Consider the following 15,377-nt stretch of genomic DNA (forward strand, 5'->3'; position numbering starts at 1 on the left):
AACGGGATCGGGGACAGAAGGCGGTTCGCAAGCGGGCCGCAACCGGGCCCTCCTATAAAGAGGCGCGTTCCCGTATGGTCCCTCGGGCGGGGGTGTCACCCGCACCGGTCTGTCCACGAACTCCCGCCCGGCCACGCCTCTCCCCCGCCGGTCGGATCCGCGCGCCTCGGGGGAGACATTGAGAGAGACATGTCCAGCCTTATCCGCCTGCTCTCCGGGGCCGCGATCCTGTCGGCCGCCCTGCTGCCCACCCCGGCGGCATCGGCCCGCGTCGCTCAGAACACCGTCGTAGACATCCGGGCGACCTCGGGAGCCGAGGCCGGGTGCAGGCCGGGAAGCGGTCCCAAGCTGGCGGGCAGGGACCTCACCCGGGTCGCGCTGCCCGCCGACCTGTCCTGCGCCGACCTGCGGAAGGCCAAGCTGGACGGCCTGGTCGTGCGCAGCATCCTCACCGGGGCCGACCTGCGGGGCGCCTCGCTCAAGGGCACCCGCCTCGGGAACGCCGAGATGGCAGGGGCCAGGCTGCGCGGGGCCGACCTGTCGGAGGCGGAGCTGTACTACGCGAACCTGCGCGGCGCCGACCTGCGTGAGGCGACCCTGGACGACTCCCTGCCCTACTACGCGCACTTCGAGGGGGCCGACCTGAGCGGGGCCACGATGGTGCGCGCCAAGACGTACTCGGCCCAGTTCGACGACGCGAAGCTGGTCGGCGTCGACCTGACCGACGCCGACGCCTACGGTACGGACATGCGCCGGGCCGACCTCACCGGCCTCAAGGCGGCCAAGACCCGCCTGTACAACTCCACGATGATCAAAACCGTGTTCCGGAACGCCGACCTGCGCGGCGCGCAGCTGCGCGGGTCGGTGCTGGACGGCGCGACCTTCCGGGGCGCCGACCTCGGCGGGGCCGAGCTGGGCGACGTCACGGGCGCGCGGCTGACGGGCAGCAAGGGCGTACCCAGGGACCTACCGGCCCCCGACCCGGCGTGCGAGCCGGGCAGCGGGCAGAAGTACGCGGGCTGGGACCTGACCTCGGTCACCGACTTCCCCCGTGACCTGAGCTGCGCCGACCTGACCGGCGCGAAGCTGGACGGGGTCAACATGGGCCTCGTCAAGCTGAACCGGGCGATCCTGCGCGACGTCTCGGCCACCGGGGCCACGATCCGCTATCTCAAGGGTGCCGACCTGCGCGGTGCGCGCCTGGAGCGCGCCAAGCTCGGCAGCGCGGAGCTGATGGGGGCCGACCTGACGGGGGCGCGCATGGCGAGAGCGGAGCTCGGCAGCGCCAAACTGGCCGGGGCGAACCTGTCGAAGGCGGACCTGTCGGGAGCGGAGTTCGGCAGCGCCGACCTGACGGAGGCGAAGTTGAACGGCGCCGACCTGCGCGACGCGGACTTCGGCAGCGCCAGGGCCGACCAGGCCGACTTCACCGGCGCCAGGATGGAGCGGGCCGACCTGAGCAGCGGCAAGTTCCAGGGCGCGGTCTTCCGTGGGGCGACGCTGACCGACGCCGACCTGAGCTTCGCCGAGCTGCGGGGCGCCGTCTTCACGGACACCGAGGTCACCGGTGTGGATACCGACTTCGCCGAGGACGCCGACCTGTCGGGGTCGTCCAGCCGCCTGGCGATCGGCTGGGTGATCTTCTTTTCCCTGGCGGGCCTGGTCGCGCTCTGGGTGCTGGTCATGGTGGTGGCGCGCGGGCTGCGGCGCGGGAAGGCCGCCAGGTTGGAGGCGGCCGGGCGGGCGGCCCGCCTGGAGAAGCTCAGGCGGTCGCAGGAGGAGAACGTGACGCGGCTGGGCGAGGAGATCGACCGCCTGGCCGACGAGGGCGAGGGTGGTGGCGGCGTCAACTGGCAGCGGGCCCTGGACGCCTACGACGAGGCCAAGAACGCGCTGGCCGTCGCCCGCGACATCGACGAGGTCAAGGCCGTCGACCTCATCGTGGCCCGAGGACGCGACGCCCTGAGAGGACGCCCCTCGAAGTAGGCACCGGCCTCCTGCCGGACACCCGCTGAATGCCACAGGAGGCCAGGAGGCACCCCGGAAGCACACAAGCCAGGAATCCCCCGGCCTCCTGACGGAAACGCGCGGAGTGCCACAGGAGGTCGGGCACCCCCCCGAAGCACACAGGATAGGAACCTCGCGTGGTACCCCGCGAGAGATCAGGAACCGGCCTCCTGACGGACACCCGCCGAGTGCCACAGGAGACCAGGCACCACCCCGGCAACCTCGTCAGGGCTGGAAGCGGTATCCCATGCCGGGCTCGGTGAGCAGGTGGACCGGGCGGGCCGGGTCCCGTTCCAGCTTCTTGCGCATCTGGGCCAGGTACTGACGCAGGTAGTGGGTCTCCCTGAGATATTTGGCACCCCAGACCTCCGTCAGCAGCTGCCGCTGGGTGATGAGCTTGCCGGGGTTGCGGACCAGGATCTCCAGCAGGTGCCACTCGGTGGGCGTCAGCCGTACGCCGTCGGAGACGGTCTTGTCGACCAGGTCCACGACCCGGTCGCCGATGTGGATCTGGGCGAGTTCCGCGTCGTGCAGCGCGCTGCGCCGGGAGACGGCCCGGATGCGGGCGAGGAGCTCGTCGATGCCGAACGGCTTGGTGACGTAGTCGTCGGCTCCGGCGTCCAGCGCGTCGACCTTGTCGGATCCTCCCGTACGGCCGGAGAGCACGATGATCGGGACGGTGGTCCAGCCGCGCAGGCCGTGGATGACGTCGACCCCGTCGAGGTCGGGCAGGCCGAGGTCGAGCACGACCAGGTCGGGGTGCCAGTCGGCGGCCTGGCGCAGGGCCCCGCCGCCGTCGGGGGCCACGGCCACGTCGTAGTGGCGCGCGGCGAGGTTGATGCGCAGGGCGCGCAGGAGCTGGGGCTCGTCGTCGACGACGAGGACGCGGGTCATGGTCGTTCCACCACGGGACGCGTCCACGAGCGGGAGGAAACGAGAGGCGTCAGGTTCATGGCCGTTCCAGCGTCCACGAGCGGGAGGAAAGCGGGAATCATCGCCGTTCCACCATCCGCGCGCACAGGGAAAGAGGGAATCATGGCTGTTCCACCGCCCGTGAGCGGGAGGAAATGGGAAGTGTCAGGATCATGGTGAGTCCACCCCCTGGTGTCTCGTCCGGTAGCAGGGTTCCGGCCATCGCCTCGGCGAGTCCTCGGGAGAGCGCGAGGCCCAGGCCGACGCCGGTGTGGTTGTCGCGGTCGCCGAGCCGCTGGAAGGGCATGAAGACCCGGTCGTAGGCGTCGGGCGGGATGCCCGTCCCCCGGTCGACGACGCGGATCTCCACCTGGTCGCCGTACTCGCTGGCCGTGACGAGGACCTTGCGGCCCTCGGGGCTGTAGCGGACGGCGTTGGACATGAGGTTGACCAGGATCCGTTCCAGCAGTGCCTGGTCGGCGACGACCTCGGGCAGCTCGACGGAGAGGTCCGTCTCGATCCGCCCGGACAGGGGGCCGAGGTCGTCGACGGCGCGCGGCACGATGTCCTCAAGCGCGGTCGGCTCCAGCGTGAGCCCGAGCACCCCCGCCTGGAGGCGGCTCATGTCGAGCAGGTTCGCGACGAGGCGGTCCAGCTTGGCCAGGGACTCGTCGGCGGTGGCGAGCAACTCCTCCCTGTCCTCGGGGGACCAGTCGATGCCGGTGTTGCGCAGGCTCTCCACGGCGGCCTTGGCCGAGGCGAGCGGGGTGCGCAGGTCGTGGCTGACGGCGGCGAGCAACGCGGTACGCATCCTGTCGGCCTCGGCCAGCGGCCTGGCCTGCTCCGCCTCCTCCGACAGCCGGTCCTGCCGCAGCGCCACCGCCGCCTCGGCGGCGAACGCCTCCAGCACCCGCCGGTCGGACGCCTCCAGCAGTCTGCCCCGGATGGCCAGGACGAGCCGCTCGTCGATGACCACGTCGGTGTCCGCGCCCCCCGGGCAGGTGCAGGGCGCGTCACCGGCGGTGGCCACGATCCGCCACGCCTCGGGGTCGGACTGGTCGTCGGGCCCCTGGTCGCCGGTGCGTTCCAGCAGGGTGACCGAGGCGAGCCCGAAGGTCTCCCTCAGGCGGGCGAGCAGCGAGGCGAGCGCGTGCTCGCCACGGAGCACGTGCCCGGCCAGGGTGGAGAGGACCTCCGCGTCGGCGCGGGCGCGGGCCGCCTCCCGGGTGCGGCGGGCGGCGACGTCCACGACCGCGCTCACCATGACGGCCACCAGCACGTAGACGCTGAGCGCGAACAGGTTCTCCGGGTCGGCGATGGTGAAGCGGTCGACGGGCGCCGTAAAGAAGTAGTTGAGCAGCAGGAAGCCGAGCACGGCGGCGGTGACGGCCGGCCACATGCCTCCCACCAGGGCGACGATCACCACCATGAGCAGGAAGAGCAGTATGTCGCTCGGCAGGTTCACGTCGTCGCGGAAGGGGAGCAGCGCCAGGGTGAGGAGCGGCAGCCCGAGGATCGCGAGGAGCCAGCCCGCCACCCGGCGGGTGCGGGTCAGCGCGGCCCGCGACGGGGCGCGGTCGCGTCCCCTCCTCACCCCGTCGTGGGTGATCATGTGGACGTCGATGGATCCGGACCGCGCGGTCGTGGTCACCCCGACCCCCCGGGAGAGGATCTGGGCGAACCGGCCGCGCCGGGAGGCCCCCAGCACCAGCTGGGTGGCGTTGACGCCGCGGGCGAAGTCCAGCAGGGCGGTCGGTACGTCGTCGCCGACGACCTGGTGGTAGGTGCCACCCATGTCCTCCACCAGGGTGCGCTGGCGGGCGGTGCTCGCGGGGTCGGCCCCGGCCAGGCCGTCGGCGCGCGTGACGTGCACGGCCAGCAGGTCGGCCCCCTTGCTCCTGTCCGCGATCCTGGCGGCCCGCCGTACCAGCGTGTCGCCCTCCGGGCCGCCGGTCAGCGCGACCACGACGCGCTCGCGGGCCTCCCAGGTGCCCGCGATGCCGTGCTCGGCGCGGTAGCGGTCGAGCTGGTCGTCGACCTTGCCCGCCACCCACAGCAGCGCCAGCTCGCGCAGCGCGGTCAGGTTGCCGACCCTGAAGTAGTTCGACAGCGCCGCGTCGACCTTCTCCGGCGCGTACACGTTGCCGTGGGCCATCCGCCGCCGCAGCGCCTCAGGGGCCATGTCCACCAGCTCCACCTGGTCGGCGCGGCGCACCACCTCGTCGGGTACCGTCTCGCGCTGGACCACCCCGGTGATCTCCTCGACCACGTCGTTGAGCGACTCCAGGTGCTGGATGTTGACGGTGGAGATGACGTCGATGCCCGCGTCGAGGATCTCCTCGATGTCCTGCCAGCGTTTGGCGTTGCGCGAGCCCGGCACGTTGGTGTGGGCCAGCTCGTCGACCAGGGCGACCCTGGGCCTCCTGGCGATGACGGCGTCCACGTCCAGCTCGGTGAACACGCTCCCCCGGTGGACCATGCTCCTGCGCGGGACGACCTCCATGTCGTCGAGCAGTTCCGCGGTGCGGGGGCGGCCGTGGGTCTCGACGAGACCCACGGCGACGTCGGTGCCCCTGTCGAGGCGGCGGCGGCCCTCGCAGAGCATCGTGTACGTCTTGCCGACGCCCGGTGCCGCCCCGAGGTAGATGCGCAGCCGCCCCCGCCCCCTTCTCATCGGTCGAGCGCCAGGTTGAGTTCCAGGACGTTCACCGCCGGTTCGCCCATGAAACCGAGGGCGCGGCCGGTGGTGTTCGCCGCGATCAGCTGTCTCACCCTCTCCACGGGCACGCCGCGCTCCCTCGCCACCCGGGCCGCCTGGAGGTCGGCGTACGCGACGGAGATGTCCGGGTCGAGGCCGGAGCCGCTGGCGGTGACCGCGTCGGCGGGCACCACGGCCCTGGCCGTGCCGCGGACCGGGACGGTGCGCCCGGCCGCGTAGTCCTCGCCGGGCCTGGCGCACTCGACCCGCACGCCCCGGTACTCGGCGGCGAACGGGGTCGCGGGGCAGGTCTGGTTGACGCTGACGGCCCGGGTGGGGGTGCCGACGACGGGGAAGACCTTCAGCACGGCGCCGACCCCGTCGGGCGTGCAGTACGGCCGGGCGCCGCTCACCCCCTCCAGCTCCCCGACGGCCCTGGAGCGGGCGCAGACCTGGGTGAGCAGGCTCTGTCTCCCGTCGGCCCCCGGGACGTCCACGACGTCCTCGGGCCCGAGGTTGCTCGCGGCGGTGGAGAGCATGTCGTAGCCGTCACCGGCCACCGAGGGGCGGCTCTGGAAGTAGCGGCCGACCGGTCTGCCGTCGGCGTCGGTGAAGCGCTGGCCGACGATCGCGCTGCCCACGTCCCTGCCGTCCTTCTGGACGAGGGAGCCGTTGGCCCCGGCGTTGAACACGGTCTGGGCGACGCCGGTGACCACCAGCGGGTAGACGGCCCCGGTGACCAGGGTGAGGACGAGCAGCGCGCGGAGCGCGGCGAGATGCTGGCGGATCCAGCTGGGCAGGCGTTCCATTACGACATCCCCGGAAGGAACTGGACGAGAAGGTCTATGAGCTTGATGCCGACGAAGGGCACGACGATGCCGCCCAGGCCGTAGACGTAGAGGTTGCGGCTGAGCAGCTTCGACGCGCTGGAGGGGCGGTAGCGCACGCCGCGCAGGGCGAGCGGGATCAACGCCACGATGACGACCGCGTTGAAGACGACCGCCGACAGGATCGCCGACTGCGGGCTGGACAGGCGCATCACGTTCAGCGCGTCCAGGCCCGGGTAGACCGCCGCGAACATCGCGGGAATGATCGCGAAGTACTTGGCGACGTCGTTCGCGATCGAGAAGGTCGTGAGCGCGCCGCGGGTGATGAGCAGCTGCTTGCCGATCTCGACGATCTCGATGAGCTTGGTCGGGTTGGAGTCGAGGTCGACCATGTTCCCGGCCTCCTTGGCGGCCGAGGTGCCGGTGTTCATCGCCACCCCGACGTCGGCCTGCGCGAGCGCGGGCGCGTCGTTGGTGCCGTCGCCGGTCATCGCGACCAGCCTGCCGCCCTCCTGCTCCGACCTGATCAGGGCGAGCTTGTCCTCGGGCGTGGCCTCGGCGAGGAAGTCGTCCACGCCCGCCTCGTCGGCGATGGCCTTCGCCGTCAGCGGGTTGTCGCCCGTGATCATGACGGTGCGGATGCCCATCCTGCGCATCTCGTCGAAGCGCTCGCGCATGCCCTGCTTGACGACGTCCTTGAGGTGGACGACTCCCAGGACGCGCGCCTTCCCCTCGACGACCTCCCCGACGACCAGCGGGGTGCCGCCCGAGCCGGAGACGGCGTCGACGATGCCGCCGACCTCGTCGGTGGGGTGGCCGCCGTGCTCGCGTACCCACTTCATCACGGCGGTGGCGGCGCCCTTGCGGACCCGGCGGCCGTCGAGGTCGACGCCGCTCATCCGGGTCTGCGCGGTGAACCCGATCCACTCGGCGTGGGCGAGCTCTCCGGGGCCGCGCTCTCTCAGGCCGTACGCCTGCTTGGCGTAGACCACGATGGAGCGGCCCTCGGGGGTCTCGTCGGCGAGGCTGGCCAGCTGCGCGGCCGTCGCCAGCTCGTCGGCGGAGACGCCGGGGGCGGTGAGGAACTCCGACGCCTGCCGGTTGCCCAGCGTGATGGTGCCGGTCTTGTCCAGCAGCAGGGTGTTGACGTCCCCGGCGGCCTCGACCGCGCGGCCGCTCATCGCGAGGACGTTGCGCTGGACCAGCCGGTCCATGCCCGCGATGCCGATCGCCGACAGCAGCGCCCCGATGGTGGTCGGGATGAGACAGACCAGCAGCGCGACCAGTACGACGCCGGTGACGCCGTCCCCGGTGAGGGCGAGCGAGTCCGGTACGCCGGGGTTCTGGGCCTTGGCGTAGATCGCCAGCGGCTGCATGGTCGCGGTGGCGACCAGGAAGATGATCGTCAGGGCGGCGAGCAGGATGTTGAGGGCGATCTCGTTGGGCGTCTTCTGCCGGTCGGCGCCCTCGACCAGGGCGATCATCCGGTCGATGAAGCTCTCGCCGGGCCGCTGGGTGATCTGGACGACGATCCGGTCGCTCAGCACCTTGGTGCCGCCGGTCACCGCCGACCTGTCGCCGCCCGACTCGCGGATGACCGGGGCGGACTCGCCGGTGATGGCCGACTCGTCCACCGAGGCGATGCCGTCGACCACGTCGCCGTCACCGGGGATGATCTCCCCGGCCTCCACGACGACGAAGTCGCCGCGCAGGAGTTCGGGGGCTCCGACGACGTCCCACTCGGTGGAGTCGCGCCCGCGCAGCCGCCGGGCCGTGGTGTCGCGCTTGGCGGCGCGCAGGGTCGCCGCCTGGGCCTTGCCGCGCCCCTCGGCGACGGCCTCGGCCAGGTTGGCGAAGATCACCGTCAGCCAGAGCCACACCACGGTGGCCCAGGCGAAGAAGGATGGTTCGAGTACGGCGAGCACCGTGGTGAAGGCCGCGCCGATCTCGACGATCAGCATCACCGGGTTGCGCCAGAGCGTGGCCGGGTTGAGCTTCCTGGCAGCCTCGGGCAGCGAGGTGACCAGCTGCCGGGGATCGAGCAGGCCGCCGCCCACCTTTCCGTCCCCGGGGGCGGGGGTACGCGGCTGGGGGGACATCACTGGATTCCTTCCGCGAGCGGGCCGAGCGCCAGGGCGGGCAGGAAGGTCAGCGCGACGAGGATCACCGTCACGCCGACGACCATGCCGACGAACTGCGGGCGGTGCGTGGGCAGCGTGCCCGCCGAGACGGGCACCGGTGCCTGCCCGGCCAGGGATCCGGCCAGGGCGAGAACGAAGATGATCGGCAGGAACCGGCCGAAGGCCATGCACAGGCCGAGCGCCACGTCGTACCACGGCGTGTTGACGGTGAGGCCGCCGAACGCGGAGCCGTTGTTGTTGGACGCGCTGGTGAAGGCGTACAGCACCTCGGAGAAGCCGTGCGGGCCGCTGTTGAGCATGCTCGCCCGCCGCTCGGCCGAGCCCATCGCCAGCGCCGTGCCGGTCAGCACGAGCAGCGGGGTGACCAGGAAGTACATCGCGGCGAACTTGATCTCGCGGGAGCCGATCCGCTTGCCCAGGTACTCGGGGGTGCGGCCGACCATGAGCCCGGCCACGAAGACCGTGATCACGGCGAGGACAAGCATGCCGTACAGGCCCGCGCCCGCGCCGCCGGGGGCGACCTCGCCGAGCATCATGTTGAACATCGTGAGCATGCCGCCGAGCGCGGTGAACGAGTCGTGGAAGGAGTTGACCGCGCCGGTGGAGGTGAGCGTGGTGGCGGCGGCGAAGGTACCGGAGTTGGGCACGCCGAAGCGCACGTCCTTGCCCTCCATCGCCGCGCCCACCGCCTGCGGGACCGTGCCGCCGTGGGCGATCTCCAGCCCGGTCAGCAGCGCGACGCTCGCCAGCGCCAGGGTCCCCATGATCGCGACGATCGCGTAGCCCTGCCGGGTGTCGCCGACCATCCGGCCGAACGTGCGGGGCAGCGCGAACGGGATGAGGAAGATCGCGAAGATCTCGACCCAGTTGGTCCAGGCGGTGGCGTTCTCGAACGGGTGGGCCGAGTTGGTGTTGTAGAACCCGCCGCCGTTGTTGCCCAGCTCCTTGATGATCTCCTGGCTGGCCACCGGGCCGCCGGTGATCGCCTGGGTGCCGCCGGTCAGGGTGGTCACCTCGTGCGGGGCGGCGAAGTTCTGGACCAGGCCGCCCGCCAGCAGCACGACCGCGCCGACGACGGCGATCGGCAGCAGGATGCGGACGGTGCCGCGGACCAGGTCCACCCAGAAGTTGCCGAGCTCGTCGGTCTTCTTGCGGGCGAAGCCGCGGACCAGCGTGATCGCCACCGCCATGCCCACCGCGGCGGACACGAAGTTCTGCACCGCCAGGCCGGACATCTGCACCAGGTGGCCCATGGTCGACTCACCCGAGTACGCCTGCCAGTTGGTGTTGGTGACGAAGCTGACGGCGGTGTTCCAGGCGACGTGGTCGGGCACCGGGGCGAGGCCCAGCGACAGGAACAGCCTGTCCTGCAGCCGCTGCAGCCCGTAGAGGAACAGGATGGAGATCGCCGAGAACGCCAGCAGGGCGCGGGCGTAGACGCCCCACCGCTGCTCGGCGTCCGGCCGGACGCCGACGAGCCGGTAGATCACCCGTTCGACGGCGAGGTGTCTCGTGCCGGTGTAGACGCGGTACATATAATCGCCCAGCGGCCGGTGGACCAGCGCGAGGGCGGCGACTAGGGATCCGACGAACAGGATCCCCGCCGTGGCCGAGGAGATCATCAGAAGCGCTCCGGGAAGAGCAGGGCCGCGACCATGAAGATCACCAGACCGGCGACCACGACCAGACCTGCGGCGTTGACGGCACTCACAACCGTTCCACCGCCCTGACGACCAGCCCGAGGATCACGAAAACCGTGATCGTCAGGGCGACGAAGATGACGTCTGCCATCCCCACTCCTCGAATCCGGGGTTTGTCCGCCACCGTCCGACGGGCGGGGCATACGTAAGGAAACCCCTGTTTTCCGCCCTTCCTGCGGGTCTTGACGGCTTCCATACGCCCCACGGCCAAGGCTTGACGTCTCCCCTACGCCCCCTTGCGCGAACCCCGGCCGATCTTCCGGGCGTCAATCAGATCCCCGCACCCCGCAACCAAGATCATTTCAATGTGCGACCAGAGAGGTACCCGGACGACGATGAGGCGCTACACCCTCACCGGCACCCCCGGCTCCGGCAAGACCACGATCCCGCGGCACCTGGCGACCCTCGGATACGCATGTGGAAAGTCCTGGTTCCGCGAACCGGTCCCGGTCGACGAGGCGACCGGTGATCCACCTGGCTCCTGTGCGCCGGTCATCCGCCATCTGTCAACCACGTCCCGGGACTGAGGCGTCAAGCGTCTCCCGGGCACGACGGGCCGCTAGGCCGGACCGGCGAGGCCGATCAGGTTGCCCTCGGGGTCGGTGAAGTGGCCGACCACGAGATCCCTGCCCGGAACCCGCTCGGGGCCCGTCCGGCGGATCCCCCCGAGGCTCTCCGCCTTCCGCAGCGCGGCCCCGACGTCGGGAACGCCGACGTAGAAGGTGACGTGGCTGTCGTGGCCCGGACCTCCGCCGACGCCGCCCGGAATCCCGGCCCCGTCGCCGGTCACGCCGGTGTCGGTGAAGCCGTAGTCACCCTGCTGGGACACCGCCGGCGCGACCGGGCCGCCGGTGTCGAACTCCCACCCGAACAGCTCGCCGTAGTAGTCGCGGAGCCTCGCCGGGTCGGTCCCGATGACCTCGAAGTGCACAACTGGCCGCCCCATGGTGTTCCCTCCCTGTTCTGGCTGGACATCCGGGACCGTACACAATTAAGTTGCTTAAAACAACCATGCGGTTGTATTTTCGAACCAAGAGGTGGAGGGAGCGCGTCGTGCCGACGAGCCGTAGCTACGGGGATGCTTGCGGGATCGCCCGCGCCCTCGATGTCATGGGGGAACGGTGGGCGCTGCTGGTCGTACGCGAGCTACTGCTCGGGCCGGAGCGTTTCTCCGACCTGCGCCGCGCCCTGCCCGGAGCGAGCTCGAACCTGGTCGCCGACCGGCTCCGCGAACTCGACGGCAACGGCGTGGTCCGCCGCCGCAAGCTCCCGCCCCCGGCCAACTCCTGGGTGTACGAGCTGACCGACCGAGGGCGGGAGTTGGAGTCGATCGTGCTCGCCCTGGGCGGCTGGGGCGTCCGCGTCCCGCCGCCGCCCGGGCCCACCACGCTCAGCGCCACCTCGGTCCTGCTCTTCCTCCGCTCCTCCGCGCGCCCCGACCCGGCCGCACCGGCTACCACCTACCGCCTTGAGCTCGACGACCGTGTGTGGGCCGTCCGGTCGGCGTCCGGCCAGGTCGACATCCAGCCCGGCGAGCCGGCCACGGCGGCCGCGTCCCTCCGCACGGACCCCGGGACGCTGAACACCCTGCTCGGCGACCCGGACGCCCTCGACGCCTTCGTGTCCGACGGGAGCGCCGCCACCGCAGGCGACCTGGCGGCTCTTCACCGGCTCCTGCGGGCGGTCACCAGCCCATCTTCCGCCGGGTAGCCACCTCTCCTACGCCTTCGCCGTCCGCGTCCTGGACGCTATCGCCACAACCAACCGCCACCGTCGCGGTTTCGACTCCCGCATACCGATCAGCCCGCTTCAGTCCTGGTTCGCCAGGTGGGGCGCCGGACAGAGGTCGGGACCTGGACGAGCGGCTGGGTGGCGAGTGCGTTGCGGATTCGTCATCCGGCTGGTCTCCGTGGGCTGCGATCCGGCCACGGCCGTGCCCTTCGTCGGCCGATCGCACTGACGACGGCCCGGGTCTTCGTAAAAGATCTTCTTTCTCCTCGAACCCCTCCTAAAGTGGTAGGCGACGGGAGCCACGGGGCGGCTCCTGACACACAGCTCCGGACCGTGGAAAACGTGTCCGCGGCGGCAGGCGGGTGGGGGAACGTGGCGAGAGTCGAGGACGTGCGGTTCGGGGTTCTGGGGCCGCTGGAGGTGACACGCGACGGCCGGGTGGTCCCGGTCTCGGCGGTCAAGCAGCGGGTCGTGCTGGCGACGCTTCTCCTGCACGCCAACCGGCCCGTCTCGCTCGACCTGCTGATCGAGCGGATCTGGGACGGCGCCGTGGTGCGGGACGGCGCGCGCGCGGCGGTGCAGGCCCATGTCGGACGGCTGCGCGGCACCCTCCAGGCGGGCCTCGACGGCCCGTCCCCGATCCGGACCCGTGACCACGGGTACAGCATCGAGGTGACCCCGGACACCCTCGACGTCGCCCGGTTCCAGGACCTCGTGAGCCGCGCGGCGGAGGCGGGCGCCCCCGAGGAGGAGGACGCCCTGCTCAGGCGGGCTCTCACGCTGAGCCGGGGTCCCATCCTGGCCAACGTGCCGTCGGCCTCCCTGCACCAGACCGAGGTGGCGTGGCTGGCCGAGGAGCACCTGCGGGTGCGGGAGCGCTGGTTCGACGTGGCCCTCCGGCTCGGCCGCCACGACGAGCTGGTCAGCGAGATCCGTACGGTCACGGCCGCGCACCCGTTACGCGAACGGTTCTGGGCCCAGCTCATGCTCGCGCTGCACCGATGCGGACGGCAGGCCGAGGCGCTGCGGGCGTACGGGAGCGTCGTCGCGCTGCTCCGCGAGGAGCTGGGCATAGACCCCGGCGGCGAGTTGCGCCGCCTGCACCGGGCCATCCTCTCCGACGACCCGGAGCTGGCCCTCTCCCCCTCCCCCGGCACGTCCGGGACGACGATCACTCCTCTCGCGCCCGGGGTGGCGCGGGCGGGCGGCCGTGAGGGTCCTCCGGTCCCCGCGGAGCTTCCGGTGAACGTGACCACCTTCGTCGGCCGCCGCAGTGAGCTTCGCTTTCTTCGCGACGTGCTCACCGGGGACGGGCCGGGGCCCAGGAGGGTCGCCATCGTCGGCGCGGGCGGGACGGGCAAGTCGGCGCTCGCCGTCCACGCCGCGCATAGTGTCGCCGAACGGTTCCCCGACGGCCTGCTCTACGTCAACCTGCACGGTGCCACCCCCAACGCGAAACCGTTGAAACCGCAGGAGGTGCTCCGGCGGTTCCTGCGCTCCCTCGGCGTGGCCGACTCCGCCGTCCCCACCGAGGTGGAGGAGACCGCGGGGCGTTTCCGGTCCTTCACCAACGACAGGCGGGTGCTCGTCGTCCTGGACAACGCCCGTGACGCGGCACAGGTACGGCTGCTGCTGCCCGGCGGTCCCGGCTGCGGTGTGCTGATCACCAGCCGCAGGGCGCTCGGCTCCCTGGACGGTGTGGCGCACCAGCGGCTGGGCATGCTGCCGGACGAGGAAGCCCTGTCACTGTTCGCCCGCCTGGTCGGTTCCGCCCGGGTGGCCGAGGAGCCGGGACCCGCCGCCGAGGTCGTACGGCAGTGCGGGAACCTTCCACTCGCCGTGCGCATCGTCGCGGCCCGGCTCACCAACCGGCCCGCCTGGCCGATCTCCGCCCTCGTGGGCCGGCTCACCGCCGAACACCACCGCCTGTCGGAACTCAGGGTGGACGACCACGCCGTCCGGGCGAGTTTCATGGTCAGCTACCACGACCTGACGGCGAACCCGGAAAGCGCCGACGCCGCCCGCGTCTTCCGCCTGCTCGGCGTGCTGGGCCTTCCCGACGTCTCCGTCCCGGTGGCCGCGGCCCTGGCCGCCGTCCCGGACGAGCGGGCCGAGGAGCTCCTCGACCAGCTCGTGGACATGCAGCTGGTGGAGACCCCCTCCCCCGGCCGGTACGCCATGCACGACCTGCTGCGCCTGTTCGCCCGCGAGAGGGCCGGGGAGCAGGAGAGCCGCGAGCACCGGGTGCGGGCCGTCGAACGCGTGTGGCACCACTACGTCTCCACCGCGCGCACCGCCACCGACCTGGCCCACCCGAAGGCGAGATGGCGTACGGAAGTAGGCGTCCAGGTGCCGGCCCGTCAGCACGCGGAGCTGGCGACCAGGGAGGACGTCTACCTGTGGACCGACGCGGAGGCGTGCAACGTGCTCGCCGTCATCGCCCAGGCGACCGGGGCGGCCGACCACGAGGTGGTCACCGCGCTCTCCGCCGCCTTCGCCTTCCCGCTGTACGACCGGGGCCGGTGGGGAGACCAGCTGGAGCTCTTCACGACGGCGGTCCGCTCGGCCGAGAGCTCCGGTGAGCCGGCTCATCTCGCCCTCGCCTACAGCGACCGGGGCCGGGTCCTGTCGCGGCTGGGCCACCTGCACGAGGCGATCGACGATCTGCGGCGGTCGCTGGAGGTCTACCGCCAGATAGGCAACCATCATCGCGCGGCCACCCAGCTCGAAGCGCTCGGCGGCGCCTACCGGCGGCTGGGCGACTTCGAGAACGCGATCGGCCACTACCACCGGGCGCTCGAAGGGTTCCGCGAGCACCGCGACCACTACCAGCAGGGCGGGGCCCTGTCCAACCTCGGGGTCACCTACCAGCAGGCCGGGCGCTACCGGGAGGCGATCGACACCCACACCCGCTCGATCGCCTTCCTCCGTGAGAGCGGGGACACCCTGGCGGCGGCGGCAGCCCTGGGCAACCTCGCCGAGGGGCACCGGCTGGCGGGCGAGGCGAAGCAGTCGGCCGTGCTCTTCGAGGAGACCCTCGCCCTCGACCATCAGGAAGGGCTCGCGGGCACCTACTGGGAGGCCGAACACCTGTGGGGGTTCGGACGAGCCCTGCACGACCTGGGCGAGGACGACCGGGCCAGGCAGTGCTGGCGCCGCTCCGCCGAGATCCTCCTCACGCTCCATCTCATCGGCGCCGAGGAGAGGGACGCCATCGTGGCCGCCGACCACCCGCCGACCCCCGAGATCATCGAGCGCCACCTCTGACCGTCCCTCGCAGAAAGGTCCGCGCCGGGGCGCGTGGGTGACACGTCGGCGGCTTGTCGGTGACATGTAGACGCGCGGCCCTACGGTCTTGCCA

Annotated in this window: 10 protein-coding genes; 3 read left to right on the forward strand and 7 right to left on the reverse strand. The window is 71.6% G+C overall.

The genetic code is table 11. The features are described 5' to 3' along the window. Positions 1–189 precede the first annotated feature (189 nt). Positions 190–1,986 carry a pentapeptide repeat-containing protein gene (locus ACW9TB_RS34625; protein WP_472752329.1) on the forward strand — a complete coding sequence of 599 codons (1,797 nt, stop codon included), beginning with the start codon at positions 190–192 and terminating at the stop codon, positions 1,984–1,986. Positions 1,987–2,232: 246 nt separating this feature from the next. Here the strand turns inward: ACW9TB_RS34625 and ACW9TB_RS34630 are convergent, their stop codons facing one another. The 7 genes from ACW9TB_RS34630 to ACW9TB_RS34660 form a co-directional block, all read right to left on the reverse strand. Then, positions 2,233–2,901, reverse strand: a complete 669-nt coding sequence (locus ACW9TB_RS34630; protein ID WP_472752330.1) for a response regulator — start codon at positions 2,899–2,901, stop codon at positions 2,233–2,235. A gap of 139 nt (positions 2,902–3,040) precedes the next feature. Continuing rightward, positions 3,041–5,593, reverse strand: coding sequence for a DUF4118 domain-containing protein (locus ACW9TB_RS34635; protein ID WP_472752331.1), 2,553 nt, complete (start codon positions 5,591–5,593; stop codon positions 3,041–3,043). Next, positions 5,590–6,426: a potassium-transporting ATPase subunit C gene (locus tag ACW9TB_RS34640; RefSeq protein WP_472752332.1), complete on the reverse strand. Its 837-nt coding sequence runs from the start codon at positions 6,424–6,426 to the stop codon at positions 5,590–5,592. Before ACW9TB_RS34640 ends, ACW9TB_RS34635 begins: the two co-directional genes overlap by 4 nt. Then, positions 6,426–8,543, reverse strand: coding sequence for a potassium-transporting ATPase subunit KdpB (kdpB, locus tag ACW9TB_RS34645; RefSeq protein ID WP_472752333.1), 2,118 nt, complete (start codon positions 8,541–8,543; stop codon positions 6,426–6,428). The genes ACW9TB_RS34640 and kdpB overlap by 1 nt, the downstream gene beginning before the upstream one ends. Continuing rightward, positions 8,543–10,207: a potassium-transporting ATPase subunit KdpA gene (gene kdpA, locus ACW9TB_RS34650; RefSeq protein ID WP_472752334.1), complete on the reverse strand. Its 1,665-nt coding sequence runs from the start codon at positions 10,205–10,207 to the stop codon at positions 8,543–8,545. The genes kdpB and kdpA overlap by 1 nt, the downstream gene beginning before the upstream one ends. Beyond that, on the reverse strand, positions 10,207–10,296 hold the full coding sequence (gene kdpF, locus ACW9TB_RS34655) for a K(+)-transporting ATPase subunit F (RefSeq protein ID WP_327588424.1): 90 nt from the start codon (positions 10,294–10,296) through the stop codon (positions 10,207–10,209). The genes kdpA and kdpF overlap by 1 nt, the downstream gene beginning before the upstream one ends. Positions 10,297–10,844: 548 nt before the next feature. Further along, entirely contained in the window at positions 10,845–11,231 is a 387-nt protein-coding gene (locus tag ACW9TB_RS34660; protein ID WP_472752335.1) for a VOC family protein, read from the reverse strand. A 107-nt stretch (positions 11,232–11,338) separates the two neighbouring features. Here ACW9TB_RS34660 and ACW9TB_RS34665 point away from each other — a divergent pair, with 107 nt between their 5' ends. Further along, positions 11,339–11,995: a winged helix-turn-helix transcriptional regulator gene (locus ACW9TB_RS34665; protein ID WP_472752336.1), complete on the forward strand. Its 657-nt coding sequence runs from the start codon at positions 11,339–11,341 to the stop codon at positions 11,993–11,995. A 393-nt stretch (positions 11,996–12,388) separates the two neighbouring features. Next, positions 12,389–15,283 (forward strand): AfsR/SARP family transcriptional regulator, encoded by a 2,895-nt coding sequence (locus ACW9TB_RS34670; protein ID WP_472752337.1) that lies wholly within the window; start codon positions 12,389–12,391, stop codon positions 15,281–15,283. The last annotated feature ends 94 nt before the right edge of the window (positions 15,284–15,377 follow it).

Source organism: Streptosporangium sp. H13245, from assembly GCF_055690525.1.

What these genes read in the sequence shown, in the direction of transcription:
- ACW9TB_RS34625 (WP_472752329.1), top strand. Translation starts at nt 190, where the DNA reads ATGTCCAGCCTTATCCGCCTGCTCTCCGGGGCCGCGATCCTGTCGGCC.
- ACW9TB_RS34630 (WP_472752330.1), bottom strand. Translation starts at nt 2,901, where the DNA reads ATGACCCGCGTCCTCGTCGTCGACGACGAGCCCCAGCTCCTGCGCGCC.
- ACW9TB_RS34635 (WP_472752331.1), bottom strand. Translation starts at nt 5,593, where the DNA reads ATGAGAAGGGGGCGGGGGCGGCTGCGCATCTACCTCGGGGCGGCACCG.
- ACW9TB_RS34640 (WP_472752332.1), bottom strand. Translation starts at nt 6,426, where the DNA reads ATGGAACGCCTGCCCAGCTGGATCCGCCAGCATCTCGCCGCGCTCCGC.
- kdpB (WP_472752333.1), bottom strand. Translation starts at nt 8,543, where the DNA reads ATGTCCCCCCAGCCGCGTACCCCCGCCCCCGGGGACGGAAAGGTGGGC.
- kdpA (WP_472752334.1), bottom strand. Translation starts at nt 10,207, where the DNA reads ATGATCTCCTCGGCCACGGCGGGGATCCTGTTCGTCGGATCCCTAGTC.
- ACW9TB_RS34660 (WP_472752335.1), bottom strand. Translation starts at nt 11,231, where the DNA reads ATGGGGCGGCCAGTTGTGCACTTCGAGGTCATCGGGACCGACCCGGCG.